Raw genomic sequence first — 17,824 nt, forward strand, 5'->3', positions numbered from 1 at the left:
CTGCCTCCCCCGGCTGCCGCGGACGGTCACGCCTCGCGGTTCGACGCGTCCACCGGGGTGCCGACGGCGCGCAGCTCGTGGACGATGCGGGTCAGGTCGGCGGGGGCGGCGGCGAGGCGGACAGGTTCACCCGCGTCGTCGAGTTCCGCGATGTGCCAGCTCCTGGGGACGCTGTCGCCGTCGCTGCCCCGGATGCGCCGCACGTCCTTCACGGTGAGTCGCTCCACCGGTATGCGTCGTGCCGCGAACCTGCCAGGTCCGGGATGGGGTGTCACCGCGGGCGGGCCGTCCCCGAGCACGATGTGGGTGCCGAAGCCGTGCGGGTTGTAGTCGGTGTGCTCCAGGAAGCGGGCCGCCAGATGCACCTCCCGTCCCCGCTCTCCGGCCTCTCCCGACACCCCGTTTCCGGGCTTGCGGACACGCGTGGCGCGCCAGGCCCAGATGACGAGGGCGAGAGTGACCGACCCGCCCGCTGCCACCCACACGAGCGTGCCGGGATCCGCGGGCAGGGCCGTGGGGTGGAGATAGCAGAGCGGCAGCAGCCACAGGGCGGTTCCGACGAGCGCGCCCCCGAACGGGAGGGCGGACGGGAGGACCTCGTCATCGTCCAGCCGGCGCCCGCGCAGGCGCAGCAGCGACTGCGCGCCGGGGTACCCCGCGGCGAGGGCGAACACGGCCGCGACGACGGCCGCGTCCCCGGCCGTGGGCATGTGCTCCCGCCACACGTGGCGCTTTCCGGCGACCTCCCTCACCTTGCCGCGCCAGATGGTCAGTTCCACGCTGTCGCCGGACCGGAACGCCTGTGCGTCCTGGTGCGAGACGGCGACGCGCCGCACGGGCCGGCTTTCGGCGAAGTACAGCCAGCTGTTCTGCTTGGGCCGGTTGGCCTCGGTCCTCACGATCACGGCCGCCAGTGTGGTCAGGCACTCATGGCGCTCCGTCGCGGGCGTCGCCGCGGTGCACGGGGTTGCCGACTTCCACTCCCGCTCGTTCGACGCGGCGTCCGGCACGAACCATGCTGCCACGCCCGCACAGGCGAGCAGGAGTGCGCACAGGCCCAGCAGCCCGGCCCAGCCGCGCCCGGCCGTGCGGGAGGAGATGACGGGGAGGTGGGTCGACTCCGGTGCTCCGTGGCGGCGGTGCAGCGCGCGGAGCCCGTCCAGCTTCGCGTCGAAGGCCGGGTCATGGAGGGACCAGCTCCGCGGCAGGGGCAGGAGCGACCTGTGTCCGTCGCGCAGCAGCACGCTGACCCGACGGGCTTCCTCGCCCCGTGAGGTGTTGGTGTACTTCAGGTGGACACGCACGTCGGCGATGTCGTGCCAAGGCACGCTCCGACGGTGCAGCAGTGTCCGGTAGCGCAGTCCGCGCGCGTCGGCCCTCACCTCGGCGGTGACCCTGTGGAGCGACACGATGCCCACCGCCGCGAGCAGCAGGCCGACGCCCAGCCAGGGGCCCGGACCCCAGTAGGCCGTGCGGACGGCTGCCAGGCCCGCGCCGACCGCTCCCAGTCCGACGAAGAACCAGAGGGTGCGCTTCCAGAGGGGACGACACGTCACTTCGAGGGCATGGGCCATGCCCGGAATCCTTCATCATCCGCGTTGTCTGTGCCGGGGTATGGGTCGGCAGAATTTCGGCCCGCAACGCTGCCGATGGGATGCATGGGAAGCCCAGTTCGTTGCGTGCATAGCGTGCGGAAGCGGCGTGGCCCGTGGGTGTCGCGTGCCAAGGGCGTTCGCCAGGCGAGGGTTTGGGCGGTCCTGCTCCCCGGGCAGGTGCCCTCGCGAGGCGTCGACGACAGCGGGACGGTATCCGTGCCCGCGCCCGGTGCCCGGAAGGCCGTCCACGCTCGCTCTGCGCAGCGCGGACCGGTCGATACCGACGAAGCGGGGCGAACCTTGCATAATGCGGCATCTGACGCCCCGACAAAGAGCTCACGAAGGAGCCGAACCCGTGGCTTTGAACCGCGAAGAGCGTGAACAGTTTCTGGCCGAGCCTCATGTCGCCGCCCTGGCCGTGGACACGGGGGAGCCCGGACGGGCACCGCTCACCGTGCCGATCTGGTACCAGTACGAGCCTGGCGGCGACATCTGGATCATGACGGGGCGCGACTCCCGCAAGGGGGTTCTGATCGCCAAGGCGGGCCGGTTCAGCCTGATGGTCGAGCGAATCGCACCGACCATCCGCTACGTCTCCGTCGAGGGCCCCGTCACCGCGACAACCCCCGCCACCCGCGAACAGCTGGTGGAGATCTCGGCGCGCTACCTTCCTGCCGAGAAGGTCGAAGGCTACGTCGACTTCGCCTGGAGGGAGCACGGCGAGCAGGTGGTCATCCACATGCGACCGCAGCGCTGGCTCAGCTCGGACCTCGGCGAAGTCTGAGCGGGGGTCACCCGGCCGGAGCGAGGCGGGCCCTCCGGGGGCCGGCCCCGCCCGGAGTGCTTCCACTCCCTTCAGGGGAATACCCCAGGGGGGTATATGGTTGTGAGGTGTGGACGCCGCAGGAACGGACCACCGGACGGGAACGGGATGAACGCCATGGACCACGCCGCGCACCATGAGGGCAGCACCCACGACCACCACGCACATCGGAGTGCGGCCGGGAAAGGGGCGGGCGGAGCCACCTGGAGGACCGCGGTCCGGGCAACGCTGCACTGCCTGACCGGCTGTGCGATCGGCGAGATCCTGGGCATGGTCATCGGCACCGCCCTGCTCTGGGGCAACGTCCAGACCATGGTTCTGGCGATCACCCTGGCGTTCGTCTTCGGCTACTCCTTCACCCTGTTCGCAGTCCGCAGGGCGGGCCTGGACCTCAAGGCGGCCGTCAAGGTGGCGCTGGCCGCGGATACGGTCTCGATCGCGGTGATGGAGCTTGTCGACAACGGCATCATCGCCCTGGTCCCCGGCGCGATGGACGCCGGCCTGTCCGACACCCTGTTCTGGGCGGCGCTGCTGGGCGGGTTCGCCGTGGCCTTCCTGGTCACCACGCCGGTCAACAAGTGGATGATCGGGCGCGGAAAGGGCCACGCCGTCGTCCACGCCTACCACTGACATCCCGCACACCGCAGGCGGCGGCGCCGAGAAGATGGGGATGTCGGCCCGGCGCGAAGTGCCTTGTTCAGTCGATGACCGCGGTGGCCTCGACCTCGACCAGATGGTCGGGTACGTCGAGTGCCGCGACACCCAACAGCGTGGCCGGCGGTACCGGGGTGACCCCCAGTTTCGCGGCCGCCCGGGAGATGCCGTCCAGGAGCAGGGGCATCCTGTCGGGGGTCCAGTCCATGACATGGACCGTCAGTTTCGCCACGTCGGTGAAGGAGCCACCGACTTCGGCCAGCGCGGTGCCGATGTTCAGGTAGCACTGCTCGACCTGAGCGGCGAGATCCCCCGGGCCGACCGTGACCCCGTCGGCGTCCCAGGCAACCTGCCCGGCGACGAAGACCAGTTTCGCCCCGGTCGCGACCGACACCTGCCTGTACGCATCGACTTCCGGCAGTCCGCCGGGGTTCACCAGGGTGATGGCCATGCTGCCCGCCTCCTTGTCATGAGAGCCCGAAGGCTCCTCCCCACCGGACCGGGCTGCACGTACCCGGTCTCTTGTGGTTACTCAGGAACCGTAGGAGAGTGGCCACTGACATGGAAGAACGCACTTTTCGGTGACTGGGGAACCTCATGGTGACCAAGCAGTTCAGGGGATCGCCCGAGGAGCAGGCGGACCTGACGCGCGCGGACTCCCTGGCGCGGGAGATCTTCTCGGACGTCGCCAACAAGTGGGCGCTCCTGATCATCGACGTCCTGGGCGAACGCACGCTGCGCTTCGGTGAGGTGCGCAACGGAATCGAGGGCATCAGTCACAAGATGCTCACCCAGAACCTGCGCATGCTGGAGCGCAACGGCCTCGTCGAGCGATGCGTGCACCCGACCGTGCCGCCACGGGTCGAGTACACCCTCACCGAGTCGGGCCGGGCCCTGCGGGAGACCGTCCACAGAATGTGCGACTGGACCCACCAGTACCTCGGTCATATCGAGGCCGCCCGTCGGCGCTTCGACACGTAGACCGTCCGGACGTTCCGGACCCTCGCAGGCCCCGGGGCGGTGCATCCGCTGATCCGGACGCGCCGGAGGAGCGGACACCGAGCGGACACCTCGGCGGCAGCCCTCCGGGGGTAGCGTTCGGAATTATCCGCCCCGGGTCGGCCGAGAGCCAACGCCGCCAGGCACAATTCATAGGTAAACAGTCTGACAACCAAGAGGATCACCATGATCACGCTGAAGAAGGAAGACGGCCCGGCCGACCTCGACGGGGTGACACATCTGTCCATCGGGGTTTCCTGGGACCCGACCGTCGGGGCCAGCGGAGGAATCCTGGGCAAGCTCCGGCAGAAGGCCGGAACCGATCTTGACCTGATCGCCATCGCGATGCAGGGCGCGGAGCCCGTACGGCTGGCCGGGCTCGACTCCCTGGACCCGCTGGGCAACGGCTCGCTGGTTCACAGCGGGGACAACCAGACCGGGCGCGGCGACGGCGACGACGAGACCGTGACCGTGGATTTTGCCCGGGTCCCGTCCAACATCACGTCCGTCGTGTTCATCGCTGCCGCGTACAAGAAGCGGAGCGCCTTCCAGAACGCGCGGAACATCAGCTTCAAGGTCTACGACGCGACCGGCGGCACCACTCAGCAGGTTGCCGACATCTGGCCGAGCCTGCTCACCGACGACAACGGCTGTGCCGTGGCCAAGGCCATGCGCGAAGGTGCGGGCTGGAAGCTCCAGGTGATCAACGAGACCGGCAAGATCAAGCAGGGCGACGAGCGTGCCCTCATGCGTTTCGCCGTGAGCAAGTAGAACATTCCGACGCTTCCGCGAGTCCAGGACGACGACGGCGAGCAGTTCGAACTCGTCACGCGCGGAAGCCAGTCGCGTGCTCGGCCAGGGTCCGGGAGGGATTCCCCCCGGACTCGGCCGCAGCGCGTTGTCCGCGTCGATCAGTCCGACGTACCTCCGCCGACGGCGACGTCGTCCCCGGCCGGCTCAGCTCCCCGAACCGGCGCACCACGGCCGGCGTGGCCGCGAAGGCTGCCTCCCTCGGCGGCCGGTTGAACGCCATCAGTGTGTAAGTCGCTTACGCCGCACTGGACTTGGGCTCCCGTCTGGCAGGGCGGGCAGTTGCGCCCCGCCGAAGTCGTAGGCGCCGCTGACCGGCACCGGCGCGCCCAGCCGGCACCAGCGGTCCTCGCCCGCTCCCCAAGCCCGGCCGGGCTACAGCTCCTGAGGCGGTAGCGGACGCTCGAAGAACGTTTCCAGCACGATGGTGGCCTGCGTCCCGCTGACGCCCTCGATCGCGTAGATCCGGCGCAACACGTCCTGGAGCTGCTCCGTGGTCGCAGTTCTGACCTTCACCAGCAACGAGGCGCTGCCCGCGATGACGTGCGCCTCCTGGATCTCGGGCAGCGCGGCGAAGTGCTCCGCCGCATCGCCCATCCAGGCCGTCGAGTCGACCATCACGTACGCGAGTACACCGCGCCCCACCGCCGCAGGGTCCACCTCGATCACGGTGCGCCGGATCACGCCGCGCTCGCGCAGCTTGCGGACGCGCTCATGGGCGGCGCCGGCGGAGAGGCCGACGGACTGGCCGAGGGCGGAATAGGGCTGGGTGGCGTCCTGCTGAAGCTGCGTCAGCAACGCACGGTCCACGTGATCCACGACACTCCATTCGGTAGATACTTGAAAGGACCATACGTGATGCTGTGATAATTGCGGTGAGCCGAACACAGTTCAGCTCGCACTCTGGGAAGGAAGACGCACATGGCCACCGAACACCCCGGGTTGTACGAGTGCCTCGACGACCGCTTCCGTACCGGTCGGTGCATGAACGGCGACGACGACCTCGAGGTCCTGTACACGGGCTGCCGCTGGGCGGAGGGTCCGATCTACCTCCCGGCCTGGCGCCAGCTGATATGGAGCGACATCCCCAACGACCGCATGCTGCGCTGGGACGAGACCACCGACACCGTCAGCGTCTTCCGCGAGCCCGCCGGGCACACGAACGGCAACACCCTGGACCTCGAAGGCAGGCTCATCACCTGTGAGCAGGGGAACCGCCGGGTCACCCGCACCGAGCACAACGGCACCCTCACCGTGCTGGCCGACCGCTGGCAGGGCAGGCGCCTCAACAGCCCCAACGACGCGGCGGTGAAGTCCGACGGCTCGATCTGGTTCTCCGACCCGGACTTCGGCATCACCAGTGACTACGAGGGGTATCTCGCGGAGAGCGAGATCGGGTCCTGCAACGTGTACCGGATCGACCCGGCCACGGGTGACATGAGCCTGGTGGCCGACTGCTTCGGCGCCCCCAACGGGCTCGTCTTCTCCCGTGACGAGCGCCAGCTGTTCGTCTCCGACACCCGGGCCGGCTTCATCCGGGTCTTCGACGTCCGAGCGGACGGCCGCACACTCTCGGACGGCGAGGTCTTCGCCACGGCCGACCCGGCAGCCGGAAGCCGCTTCGACAACCTGCGCTTCGACGACGGCGGCCGGCTGTGGGTTGCCGCGATGAGCGACGGCGTGCACTGCTACGACCCGGACGGCACGCTGATCGGCCGGCTGAACGTACCGGAGACCGTGTCCAACATCTCCTGGGGCGGGGCCAAGCGAAACCGTCTCTTCATCACCGCCGAGACCAGCCTCTACTCGGTGGTCATGGCTGTCGCGGGGACGCATCCGACCGGTCCCGGGCGGCGCCCCTGGCTCGACGGGCCCGCAGCCGCCTGAGTGGGAGCAAGGGCGGGGGCCCTGTCGCAGCCGAGCTGGTGACGAGGCCCCGCTCTCCGCTGTTCGCCGGCTGCCGCATACCGTCTTGACTCTCACACCGTGTCAGGTGGTCAGCTCGGAGACGTCATGTTCACCATCGGAGACTTCGCCCGGCACGGCCGTGTATCGGTCCGGATGCTGCGTCACTACGACGCGACCGGCCTGCTGCGTCCGGCCCATGTCGACCCCGCCACCGGCTACCGCTACTACACCGCTGCCCAGTTGGCCCGCCTCAACAGGGTGATCGCGCTCAAGGACCTCGGCTTCACTCTCCAGCAGGTGCAGGACATCGTGGACGAGAAGGTCACCACGGAGGAGCTGCGGGGCATGCTGCGGCTGCGGCGGGCCGAACTGGAAACCGCGGTGGCCGCGGCAGGGGTGCGGTTGGTGCAGGTCGAGGCGAGGCTCCGGGCGATCGAGAGTGAGGGGCGTATGCCCACGAACGATGTTGTCATCAAGGCTGTTCCTGCGATGCGGGTGGCGGAGCTGACCGCGACTGCCGCGAGTTTCGAGCCCGAGGCCATCGGCCCGGTCATCGGGCCGCTCTACGACGAACTGTTCCGGCGTCTGGGCGCGGCGGGCATCACTCCGACGGGCCCCGGGGTCGCCTCCTACGAGGACGCTCCGGAAGGTGATGGCCGGATCCGCGTCCATGCCGCCGTCCAGGTATCCGCCCCCCTTCAGGACGGCGCGGTCCGGATCCTCGACCTGTTGCCCCTCGACCGGGCGGCGACCATCGTCCATCGCGGCTCCATGGACACCGTGGTCCCCACGGCGCAGACGTTGGCCCACTGGATCGACGCCAACGGCTACCGGTCGGCCGGATATCCGCGCGAGATCAACCTGGAGTGCCCCGAGAACCGGGACGACTGGGTGACGGAACTCCAGGCACCCGTGACCCCGGCCTGATTCGCCGCACTCCGCCCCCCACACTCCGCTCGGCCGCGGGCCCGCCCCGGGCTGTTCCAGCGGTTGTCAGTCGACACTGTTCATGAAGTCCAGCATCCGGCGGTTGATCTCGTCCGCATGGTCGATCTGAGGCCCGTGACCTGTCCCGGAGATGATCTCTGCCCGGGTCCCGGGTACGAGGCGCGGTACGCGCTCCATCTGCCGCTGCGGGTGCACGAGCAGGCTGCGCCTGCCGAGCGCGAGGTAGAGCGGCGTGCGGACCGTGGACAACTCGTCGTCGGTCAGGGGGAGGGGGGCCGGGCGGCGGATGCGGTAGGCCCGGACGGATGTTCTGACCATGGCGCGCAGCTCCGGCCTGACGAGGACCGGTTGTTCCAGCCAGGCGGCCAGCCGTGGACGGAGGGCCCTGGGCGCGAAGGTCGCGAAGAGGCCGGCGAAGATCCAGACGAAGAAGCGCAGCCCCACCTTCTCCAGGCCGCCCGGGTCGAGCAGCGTGACCGAGGCGAGGCGGTCGGGTGTGCGGTGTGCCTGGTTCAGGGCGAGCCAGCCGCCGTACGAGGCGCCGACGAGGTGGACACGGTCGAGCCCGAGCGCGGCGAGCGTCTCGTCCAGCCACTGCGCGGCCCGTTCCGGCTGGTGGATGGGTTCGCGCTGCACGCTGCGTCCCGGGTCCCCCGGGGTGTCGATGGCGTAGACGGGGCGGTCGGCGCTGAGTGCGGGGGTGTTGGGGTACCACGTGGCGGAGCAGGAGCCCGCCCCATGCACCAGGACGACGGGGGTGCGGGACCGGGCGGCGGGGTCATCGGGGCCGTAGCGGTAGACGTGTGTGGTTCCGAAGGTGGTCTCCACGTCCTGTTCCGCGTGTACCGGCGCCCCCAGGGCGTAGGCCGCGTCGCAGGCCGCGAAGTAGCGGTCCCGCCAGACGTCGCTCACGTAGCGGCCGACGTCTGCCTGAGGGCGGGCAACGGTCTCGGACATGGGCACCTCCGGGTTCGGATCTTTTACGGTACGAACGTATCATCATGATGGTACCGCTGTACCATCAACGGTCGGTGACGGGTCACGACAGGTCCCGGCCGGGGCACATCAGCGAGACGACGAGCGGAGAACAGGCCGATGCCCAAGCGGGTGGATCATGCGGAACGCCGTACCGAGATCGCCGAGGCGCTCGTCCGGATCGCCGGGAGGCGCGGGCTCCACGCCGTGGGGATGCGCGATGTGGCGGCCGAGGCGGACGTGTCGCTGCGGCTGGTGCAGTACTACTTCGAGACCAAGGAGAAGCTGCTGCTCTTCGGACTGCAGCACCTGACCCAGAGGTTCGGGGAGCGGGTCGCGGCCCGGATCAAGGACGCCGTGGACAGCCCCGGCCCGCGCGCCACGATCGAGGCGCTGCTGAACGCGGCCCTGCCCACCGACGAGGAGAGCCGCACCTTCCACTTCGTGTACACCTCGTACGCCATGCTGGCCGTCAACGACCCCGCACTGGCCGCCCAGCCCTTCATCAAGGACCCCGACGCGGCCGAGGACGCCGTGACCGGACTCCTCCTGCAGGCACAGGAGGCGGACCTGCTCCGGCCCGGTGTGGACCCACGGCTGGAGGCGGCCGGTCTGCTCGCCATGTCCGCAGGACTCGGCACGGGCATCCTCGTCGGCCAGCGCAGCGCCGAGTCGGCCGTCGCGGTTCTCGACCACACCCTGGACCGGATCTTCCGGGGCGGTGGGCGCGGCCTCCTCGCCCGGCCGACGGGCGAGTGACGCCGTATTTCGTGAACCCCGGTCACCCTCGGCATGTCCCACCTGTGGCTGACCGACTCCTTCGAGCGCTCCGTGAGTAGTCGTGGTGGAGGTGAGGCGCCCACCGCCTGTCGAGGGCCGGGGTCCGCTCCGTTACTCTGATCGCCCCAACGGGGCGTACAGAGAGGGTGGGGCCGGTGGTCGGGCTGATCTCACAACCGCTTGCGGCGGATACGTTCCTGCTGGCCCAACTGGGCCTCGATGCCGAGCAGGGCGGCGTCTACCGGCTCCTCGTCGACCGGCCGGACAGTGAGCCGAAGGACCTGGTCCTGACTCACACGGACGAGGAATCGGTCACCCGCATCCTCAAGGCGCTCGTCGACCGCGGGCTTGCCAGCGTCGAGCGGCATGCGGAGGGTGTCCGGTACCGCGCAGCCTCCCCGGTGCTCACGCTGGGACCACTGCTGGAGTCACGGCGTGCCGCCCTGCACCGCGTCGAACACCTTGTCACGGAGCTCGCCGAGCGTCACCGGACCGCGCAGTCCCGTACCTCCGGCGCCCCGGTCGAGGTGCTGTCCGGGAGTGCCGCGATCCGGCGTCGGCTCGTCGACATGCAACGGGGGGCCACGCATCAGGTCCGAGTGCTTGTCCCGGCCATGAGCGCGACTTCCGTCATCACCTTCGAGGACAACTTCGAGGAAGTCGAACGGGAGTCGATGCGGCGGGGGGTGACCATGCGATGCGTCGTGGCGCGCACCTGGCTGGAAAGCCCCGATTCCGCACGCCTCGTCGCTGAGCAGGCTGCGCAGGGACAGCAGATCTCCGTCATCGAGGAGTTGCCCATAAAACTCGTCATCGCCGACGACGACATAGCCATGGTGCCGCTCGACCCCGGGCAGGAGGAGACCGGCGAGCCCGTGGCGCTGGTCGTGCACGGCAGCGGCCTGCTCACCGCCCTGGTCTCGCTTTTCGAACAGTACTTCGACAAGGGTTCGCGACTGCGCGACACCGGTGCCGCCGAGCCGGCGGAGAACTGTGGTCGGCCCGGGAGTCCGGACCCGGTGGATCGCCGGATCCTCGCTCTGCTCCAGGTCGGTCTCACCGATGCGACCATCGCCCGTCAACTCGGAATGGGTCATCGCACCGTCCAGCGACGGCTGCAGACCCTCATGGAGTCGGTCGGTGCGGCGACCCGATTCCAGCTCGGCTGGCATGCGGCCGTCTCGGGCTGGCTGGAGGACGACCAGGACCTGACCTGAGCTCTGCGATTTAAGGGCTCCAATGCGCCTGGTGAGGCGGCTTTACGCCCAGGCGGCTTTGCGCCGCCCGCGTCTCTTGTCGCCGAAAGTCTCATGACGAACCATCAACCCCACAAGTCGCGGGGGGCTCACGGCCCTCACGCATGCGATGGGGAGAATGCTGTGAGAGCACGATGGATTCGCCGGACCCTGGGCACGAGTGTGGTCCTGGCCGTCACAGGCTCGGCGCTGCTGGTGACTCCGGCCTGGGCCGAGGGGGAGGCCACACCCGTGGCCGCCGTCGGCACCGACCCGGTTCCTGTGGCACCCACGATGACTCAGGGCCTGGACACCGAAGCCCGCGCGGGCAGCCCGGCCGAGGCCGCGCGGGCGCACTTCAAGGACCATCAGGACACGTACAAGGTCCCCGTCACCGGTCTGAAGACGCTCAGGACCTCCAGGGACGGCAAGCAGTCCTCGGTCCGCTTCCAGCAGCAGCACGACGGCGTCCCCGTCTTCGGTGCCCAGTACGCGGTGCAGACCGAGGCGGTCGACGGCGGCCAGCAGGTCACCTCCGCGACCGGCACCCTGTACACGGACCTCACCGTGTCCACGGCCTCGAAGGTCTCCGAGGCAACCGCCGAACGGCGCCTGTTCGCCCTCGACCGCAGCATGGGGGCGGTCGACGGTGCGAAGACCGCCCGGCACGGACTGGTCGTCCTGCCCAGCGCCAAGGGCGGCGTCCTGGCGTGGCACTTCACCGTCACCGGCGCCAAGGCGGACGGCAGCCCGGTCCGCCAGGAGGTGTACGTCGACGCGCAGGTCGGCGGCATCTCACTCTCGTACAACAACGTCGACGCAGCCGACGCCTCGCCCGTGGAGGGGACGGGCGTCAAGGTGGACGGCGACGAGGTGAAGCTGAACGCCAATCAGGAGGCGGACGGCTCCTACACGCTGATCGACTCCACCCGGGCCATGCACGCCACCACCGGCGGCCAGATACGCACCTACGACGCGCAGCGCAAGAGCTACCTGCTGGTGGCAGGCGGTCCTGTCACCGACGACGTGCTGCCCGCGGCCTCCGCGACCGACCGCTTCGACGGCGCGAACACCACCTCCGGCGCGGTCGACGCCCATGTCAACGCCGCCAAGGTGTACGAGTACCTCAAGGACCGGCTCGGCCGCGACGGCGTCGACGGCAAGGGCGGCACCATCCACTCGGTCGTCAACGTGTCGAGCAACGGCAACGACTACGCCAACGCCTTCTGGGACGGCAACAAGATGGTCTACGGCCACATGGACGGCGTCCCGCTCTCCGTGGGTCTCGACGTGGTCGGCCACGAGATGACCCACGGCGTCACCGAGCACTCCGCCGGGCTCGTCTACCTCAACCAGTCGGGCGCCCTCAACGAGGCGATCTCCGACTACTTCGGCAACGCCATGGAGACCGCCGACAAGGGCATCGCGATGAGCGACCCGACCTCCGGGCTGATCGGCGAGTACCTCTGCAACGGCACGGTGCCGCTGGAGGAGTGCGCGCTGCGCGACCTCAACGACGGCCGCAACGCGCAGACCGACTACGACCCCATCACCCTCGACTTCGACAACGGCGGAGTTCACTACAACTCCACCATCGTCGGCGGGGCGCTGTGGGACCTGCGCAAGGCCATCGACCCGAACCTCGCGGACCGGATCGTCTACCGGGCAGCGCAGAACTACCTCACCCCGCTGTCCGGATTCAGTGACATGCGCAACGCGGTCACCCTGGCCGCCAAGTCCCTGAAGGTCTCCAAGGCCGACCTCGCCGCCGTCCGCAAGGCGTTCGACAGCCACGGCATCGTGGACGGCTGGGAGCAGAAGGCCGGCACGCAGGACGGCCAGGTCATCAGCGAAGGCGTCCTGCCCGCCTACGAGGTCTACAGCGGCGGCGACGAGCAGGCCGCACAGATCAACGGGGACGTCTACGCCATCGGCCACGGCGACGCGATCGCCTGGAACGCCGGGTCCGCTGCCTTCGGCATCGCAGTCGGCCGCTTCAGCAAGCAGCACGGCAAGGCGGGCTACGAACTCGCCGAGGACGACGCCTACCTGATCGACCCGTCGATCGACGACGACCGGGTGGTCTACACCCGGATCACCGCCGACAGCGTCGGCATCTACGGCACCAGCACCCACGGCAAGGGCCACGGCCACGGCAAGATCAAGAAGCTGGTCGATGCCCCGAACGCCGACGAGACCGAGCCGGTGACCGACAACGGCCGCCTCGCGTACATCAGCACCACTGCCGACGGCGAGCAGGACGTCATCCTGCGCGAGGCCGACGGCACCACGGTCAACGTCACCCCCGAGGCAGGCACCACCGCCACCCGGCTGGCCATGAAGAACGGCAAGATCTCCTGGGTCGGCGGCGCCACCCCCATCTACATGAACGTCCACGACGTCGCGACGGGGACCACCCAGACCAAGCGGATCGGCGGCTGGGTCTTCAACTCCATCGGCGACATCCAGTTGACGTCCGACCGGGTCTTCTGGCGCGAGGACGGCGGACTGTTCGGCAACACCAACTTCATGTCCGCGCCGCTGGACGACCTGACCAAGGGCGCGAAGCTGCGCTATCCGACAGGCACCTACGGCGCCCAGTTCTCCGTCAATGACGACTACTTCGCCTACTCGACCTATGGAGCCTGGTCGAGTCTGGGCGTGTGGCCCGGCGCAGAGACGATCAAGGTCAAGGTCGCGAAGACCGCCGACGTGATCGCGGGTGTCGACGCCTTCAACCGCGTCTCCTGCTCGTCCGGAGCCCAGATAGCCCCTTCCCTGGGCGACGGCCAGCGCGTGGCCTGGCTGGACACCACCGCCGCGGACACGGACGTGGTGACCCGCAGGACCTTCGCGGGCACCTGCGAGTAGCACCCCCGAGGCAGGAGGGCAGCTGTCCCGGCCGACGGGTGCTCCCACCGTGTGTGCGCGGTGGGAGCACCCGTCGTCGTGGGCGGGGCGCCGACCACGTTCGCGGCCGACGGCGGTCAGGACCCGCCGAGGCCGGTGCAGTACGCGATCGTCGCATCGTCCGCTGCCACCGCGTGGCGGGCCTCCGCCTGACGGACGCGACGCACCACTTCGGCGGGTCCGCTCGACGCCAGGAGAGCCATGGCCCCCGGCCAGTCGGTGAGCCCGAACCGGTCGACGACGCGACTGGCTCCGTTGCTGAGCAGGGCGGCAGCGCTCAGCCCGTGGGCCGGACAGCTTCCGGTGATCGCCTCGTCCGCCGCACGCGGGTCGTTCTTGGCCACCCAGAAGCCGCCCGGTCCGTTCCGGTTGGCGCGAAGGTCCCGCAGGACCTGGTGGTATTTCTCGCTGCCCTCCTGGGCGGCCTCGAGCGCGGGCAGGAACGACCGGCTGATGATCACCTCGCGGGGGTCGGACACGACGAGCGGCGCACCGTCCGCTCTGTCGAGTACGAGGAAGGAGTCACCGAGCACCAGGTATTCGACGAGGCCGTCGGACACGCGCAGGACGGCCACGGTCGCCGACGGAGCGATGGGGTCGGCGACGTCGCAGGTGTCCCGGTGATCGTCCGTCACCTGCTCGATGGCCTGCGCGAGCAACGCCGGGAGGCTGCGGTCCCGCGCGAGTGACAGGAGACCGAGGAGCGTGCCTCCGAGACGGTCGGCGTACCAGGCCACGCCGTGCCGACAGGTCGATTCCGATCCAGGGATGCCGGCGCCGTCGATCAGCACCGCGGCCGTCGGCACGGCGCCGGTGAAGTCCTCGTTCACGCGGCCGGCCCGCGCCGCGGCGCTCGTCATCGATACCCGCACGGCCCGCCGTCCTTCCGCCGATGAAGGCGCCGACACTAACAACCGCCCACGCGATCAGGCGCTTTGCATGCCGAGGCCGATCAACTCCCAACGAGTTTTTCCTCATTGAGGACAAAGTATGGACGGTTCGATGCGATGTTCGTACGCTGGGCGTCGATTTCGCGCGGCGGACCGCAGGCAACGGAGCGGAACGCCACCGCACCACTCGTACGTGCACGAACTCCACTCCGCGGACGCGGGCCGCCCCGGTCGCGCCGCACCGCAGCGCCCAGCAGGAGGAAGAGTGACGCCACGCAAGTACCCGAACCTCCGTAGCCATCGCCCCAGAGCACAAAGAATCACCGGGCTGCTCCTCTCGGTGCTTCTCACCAGCGGCCTCGCCGCCGGCACCGCCGGTGCGGACGAGAGGCCCTTCGCGGACCTGCCGCCCCAGGAACCCGGTGTCACGCTCCGCGTCTTCGACATCCAGTCCCCGCTGGACGCACTCTGCGATCTCAAGCCCGCCCAGACACCCAACGTCGACAAGCTGATCCCCACCGCCGACTGGTCCTCCACCGACGGCTTCGGATTCACCGACAACTTCGTCTCGCAGATCATCGGCAACATCAACGTCCCCGCCGACGGCACCTACGCCTTCCGTCTGATCAGTGACGACGGCTCCCGCCTCCTCATCGGCGACCAGCAGGTCATCGACCACGACGGACTGCACGGCGCCGAACCCAAGGACGGTGAAATCGCCCTCGCTCCCGGCTACCACGCCCTGCACATCGACCACTTCGACCGCGGCGGCGGCCAGCAGGTCACCCTCCAGTGGAAGCCGCCAGGGGCAGCCGACTTCGCCCTCGTCCCGAACTCCGTGCTCAGCACCGACGCGGGTGTCGTCCGCGTCACGGCCCCCGGGCGCAAGGAGTGCGAAGGCACCTACGACACCCCCGGCGACGGCCTCCCGCTGACCTCGGTCAACCCCGGCTACACCCTCACCGACCTGCGCCCCGCGGGCTTCGAGCCCCAGGTCTCCGCGATGGACTGGCTGCCGGACGGCAGGCTCGCCGTGACCACCTGGGGCGGCAGCACCGAGACCAAGGGAGAGGTGTACGTCCTCGACCACGTCACGGGAGACACCGGCCCGGACAAGGTCACGTACAAGAAGATCGCCGGCGGCCTCAGGGAGCCGATGGGGATCAAGTACGTCGACGGAAAGCTGTACGTCTCGGAGAAACACCAGCTGACCGAGTTGTCGGACATCGAGGGCGACAACACGGCAGGCGAGATCCGCAAGGTCGCCGAGTGGCCCTACGGAGGAAACTTCCACGAGTTCGCCTTCGGCCTGCTCTACGAGGAGGGGAACTTCTATCTGAACCTGTCCGTCGCCATCAACTACGGCGGTGCGACGACCGATCCGCAGCCGGCCACGAACCGTGGCACCACCATCAAGGTCAACAAGGCCACAGGGAAGGTCAGTTACCTGGCCGGTGGCCTGCGCACACCGAACGGGATCGGGCGCGGCCCCGAGGGGGACCTGTTCGTCACCGACAACCAGGGCGGCTGGCTGCCCGCCTCCAAACTGGTCCACGTCAAGCAGGACCGGTTCTTCAACCACTACACCAACCCGGACGGCCCGTTCGACGACCGTACGGTCACCAAGCCGGTGCTGTGGCTGCCGCAGAACGAGATAGCCAACTCGCCCAGCACACCGATGCTGTTGAAGAAGGGACCCTTCGCCGGGCAACTGCTCTTCGGTGACGTCACCTACGGCGGAATCCAGCGCGCCGACCTGGAGAAGGTGGACGGCGAGTACCAGGGCGCGGTGTTCCGGCACACGCAGGGCCTGGAAGCAGGCATCACCCGGATCAGCACCGGGCCGGACGGCGCCATCTACGCGGGCGGCCTCGGCGCCGACGGCAACTGGGGCCAGGAGGGCAAACTCCGCTTCGGTCTCCAGAAACTCACACCGAACGGCAAGAACGTCTTCGACATCAAGACCATGCGCGCAACCCGCGACGGCTTCGAACTCAGCTACACCAAGCCCCTGTCGGAGGAGACCGTCGCCAAGCTGACGAGCGGCGCCTACTCGGTGGAGCAGTGGCGCTACGTCCCCACCCCGGCGTACGGGGGCCCGAAGGTCGACGAGGAGAAGCTCCCCGTCGCGGCCGCCCAGATCTCCGACGACCGTCGCACGGTCAGGATCACGGTGCCCGGCCTGAAGACCGACCGGGTGGTGCACGTACGCTCGCCGCGCCCGTTCGCCTCCGCGGACGGTGAGCAACTGTGGTCCACCGAGGCCTGGTACACGCTGAACGCCCGCCCGGGCCCCGAGGCGCCCGTCACGGGGTACGACGCCGAATCCGCGCGACTCTCCGGGGGAGCGGGCATCGACACCGAGCACGCCGGTTACACCGGGGGTGGCTTCGTCGACGGCTTCGGTACCGAGGGTGCCACCGCCACCTTCGACGTCGACGTACCCGTGAAGGGCACGTACGACGTGGGTCTCCGCTACGCCAACGGCCCCAACCCCTTCACCGGCACCAAGACGATCGGTGTGAGCGTCAACGGCGGCCAGGCGCGGCAGACCAGCCTCCCCTCCACCGGCGCCTGGAACCGCTGGTCCACCGGAACCGAGCGGCTCGACCTGCGCAAGGGCCGCAACACCATCACCTACACCTATCGGCCCGAGGACACCGGCCACGTCAACCTCGACATGATCGAGGTGCGCAGGCCGGGCAGCCGCATCGACCTGTTCTCCGGCGGCAGCGTCTCCACCGGCTGGCAGCACACCGACGGCCGTGGCGTCGAATGGCCGCGTACCGCCGAGAACTCCATCGAGGTGTGCTGCGGCGACATCCGCACCAAGCAGGCCTTCGGCGACTTCAGAATGCACGCCGAATTCCGGGTGCCGAAGCTGCCGGACGACGTCACCGGGCAGGATCGCGGCAACAGTGGCATCTATCTCCAGGAGCGGTACGAGCTCCAGATCCTGGACTCGTTCGGAGTGGAGAAACTCGCCGCGAACGAGGCCGCGTCCCTCTACAACAAGAAGGCCGCCGACCTGAACGCGGCGACCGCTCCCGAGACCTGGCAGACGTACGACATCGACTTCCGCGCGGCCCGTTTCGACGCCGCGGGCAAGAAGACCGACGACGCCAGGATCACGGTCGTGTGGAACGGCAAGAAGGTCCACGACAACGTGGCCATCGACGGCCCGACCGGGGCCGGTGACGCCGAATCGGCAGCTGCGGGCGCGATCCGGCTCCAGGACCACGGCAACAAGGTCCGCTTCAGGAACCTCTGGATCGAACCGCTCGGCTGACATGGACC

At 69.1% G+C, this 17,824-nt stretch carries 15 protein-coding genes; 10 read left to right on the top strand and 5 right to left on the bottom strand.

Annotation, left to right across the window (positions count from 1 at the left end; genetic code table 11):
* Positions 1–26: 26 nt before the first annotated feature.
* Complete coding sequence (locus ACFQ6X_RS14125) at positions 27–1,574, bottom strand: PH domain-containing protein (RefSeq protein WP_383180890.1); 1,548 nt, start codon at positions 1,572–1,574, stop codon at positions 27–29.
* 376 nt (positions 1,575–1,950) lie between these two features.
* Here ACFQ6X_RS14125 and ACFQ6X_RS14130 point away from each other — a divergent pair, with 376 nt between their 5' ends.
* Positions 1,951–2,379, top strand: coding sequence for a pyridoxamine 5'-phosphate oxidase family protein (locus tag ACFQ6X_RS14130; protein WP_383180893.1), 429 nt, complete (start codon positions 1,951–1,953; stop codon positions 2,377–2,379).
* Between the two features lie 156 nt (positions 2,380–2,535).
* The gene (locus tag ACFQ6X_RS14135; RefSeq protein WP_383181388.1) at positions 2,536–3,048 is read left to right on the top strand and encodes a DUF4396 domain-containing protein; all 513 of its coding nucleotides are present in this window, start codon (positions 2,536–2,538) and stop codon (positions 3,046–3,048) included.
* Positions 3,049–3,115: 67 nt separating this feature from the next.
* Here the strand turns inward: ACFQ6X_RS14135 and ACFQ6X_RS14140 are convergent, their stop codons facing one another.
* A complete protein-coding gene (locus ACFQ6X_RS14140) occupies positions 3,116–3,523 on the bottom strand; it encodes a RidA family protein (protein ID WP_383180896.1) in 408 nt (135 codons plus the stop codon).
* A 146-nt stretch (positions 3,524–3,669) separates the two neighbouring features.
* Between ACFQ6X_RS14140 and ACFQ6X_RS14145 the strand changes: the two genes are divergently transcribed.
* On the top strand, positions 3,670–4,053 hold the full coding sequence (locus ACFQ6X_RS14145; protein WP_383180899.1) for a winged helix-turn-helix transcriptional regulator: 384 nt from the start codon (positions 3,670–3,672) through the stop codon (positions 4,051–4,053).
* A gap of 204 nt (positions 4,054–4,257) precedes the next feature.
* The gene (locus tag ACFQ6X_RS14150) at positions 4,258–4,842 is read left to right on the top strand and encodes a TerD family protein (protein WP_329204289.1); all 585 of its coding nucleotides are present in this window, start codon (positions 4,258–4,260) and stop codon (positions 4,840–4,842) included.
* A gap of 414 nt (positions 4,843–5,256) precedes the next feature.
* On the opposite strand, the gene ACFQ6X_RS14155 is transcribed toward ACFQ6X_RS14150, so the two are convergent.
* The gene (locus ACFQ6X_RS14155) at positions 5,257–5,700 is read right to left on the bottom strand and encodes an Lrp/AsnC family transcriptional regulator (RefSeq protein ID WP_383180903.1); all 444 of its coding nucleotides are present in this window, start codon (positions 5,698–5,700) and stop codon (positions 5,257–5,259) included.
* A 102-nt stretch (positions 5,701–5,802) separates the two neighbouring features.
* Between ACFQ6X_RS14155 and ACFQ6X_RS14160 the strand changes: the two genes are divergently transcribed.
* Positions 5,803–6,768, top strand: coding sequence for an SMP-30/gluconolactonase/LRE family protein (locus ACFQ6X_RS14160; RefSeq protein ID WP_383180906.1), 966 nt, complete (start codon positions 5,803–5,805; stop codon positions 6,766–6,768).
* Positions 6,769–6,894: 126 nt separating this feature from the next.
* The gene (locus tag ACFQ6X_RS14165; RefSeq protein WP_383180909.1) at positions 6,895–7,716 is read left to right on the top strand and encodes a MerR family transcriptional regulator; all 822 of its coding nucleotides are present in this window, start codon (positions 6,895–6,897) and stop codon (positions 7,714–7,716) included.
* A gap of 66 nt (positions 7,717–7,782) precedes the next feature.
* Here the strand turns inward: ACFQ6X_RS14165 and ACFQ6X_RS14170 are convergent, their stop codons facing one another.
* Positions 7,783–8,694, bottom strand: a complete 912-nt coding sequence (locus tag ACFQ6X_RS14170) for an alpha/beta fold hydrolase (protein WP_383180912.1) — start codon at positions 8,692–8,694, stop codon at positions 7,783–7,785.
* Positions 8,695–8,832: 138 nt separating this feature from the next.
* On the opposite strand from ACFQ6X_RS14170, the gene ACFQ6X_RS14175 reads away from it, so the two are divergent.
* The 3 genes from ACFQ6X_RS14175 to ACFQ6X_RS14185 all read left to right on the top strand — a co-directional run bounded on the left by ACFQ6X_RS14175 (position 8,833) and on the right by ACFQ6X_RS14185 (position 13,598).
* Positions 8,833–9,471, top strand: coding sequence for a TetR/AcrR family transcriptional regulator (locus tag ACFQ6X_RS14175; RefSeq protein WP_383180915.1), 639 nt, complete (start codon positions 8,833–8,835; stop codon positions 9,469–9,471).
* Positions 9,472–9,647: 176 nt separating this feature from the next.
* Positions 9,648–10,709 carry a helix-turn-helix transcriptional regulator gene (locus ACFQ6X_RS14180; RefSeq protein ID WP_383180918.1) on the top strand — a complete coding sequence of 354 codons (1,062 nt, stop codon included), beginning with the start codon at positions 9,648–9,650 and terminating at the stop codon, positions 10,707–10,709.
* Positions 10,710–10,871: 162 nt separating this feature from the next.
* A complete protein-coding gene (locus tag ACFQ6X_RS14185) occupies positions 10,872–13,598 on the top strand; it encodes a M4 family metallopeptidase (RefSeq protein WP_383180921.1) in 2,727 nt (908 codons plus the stop codon).
* Positions 13,599–13,714: 116 nt separating this feature from the next.
* On the opposite strand, the gene ACFQ6X_RS14190 is transcribed toward ACFQ6X_RS14185, so the two are convergent.
* Entirely contained in the window at positions 13,715–14,509 is a 795-nt protein-coding gene (locus ACFQ6X_RS14190) for an integrase (protein ID WP_383180924.1), read from the bottom strand.
* Positions 14,510–14,792: 283 nt separating this feature from the next.
* On the opposite strand from ACFQ6X_RS14190, the gene ACFQ6X_RS14195 reads away from it, so the two are divergent.
* Positions 14,793–17,816 (top strand): family 16 glycoside hydrolase, encoded by a 3,024-nt coding sequence (locus tag ACFQ6X_RS14195; protein ID WP_383180927.1) that lies wholly within the window; start codon positions 14,793–14,795, stop codon positions 17,814–17,816.
* Positions 17,817–17,824 lie beyond the last annotated feature (8 nt).

This window comes from Streptomyces sp. NPDC056452 (assembly GCF_042796085.1).
Taxonomy (GTDB): Bacteria; Actinomycetota; Actinomycetes; order Streptomycetales; family Streptomycetaceae; genus Streptomyces.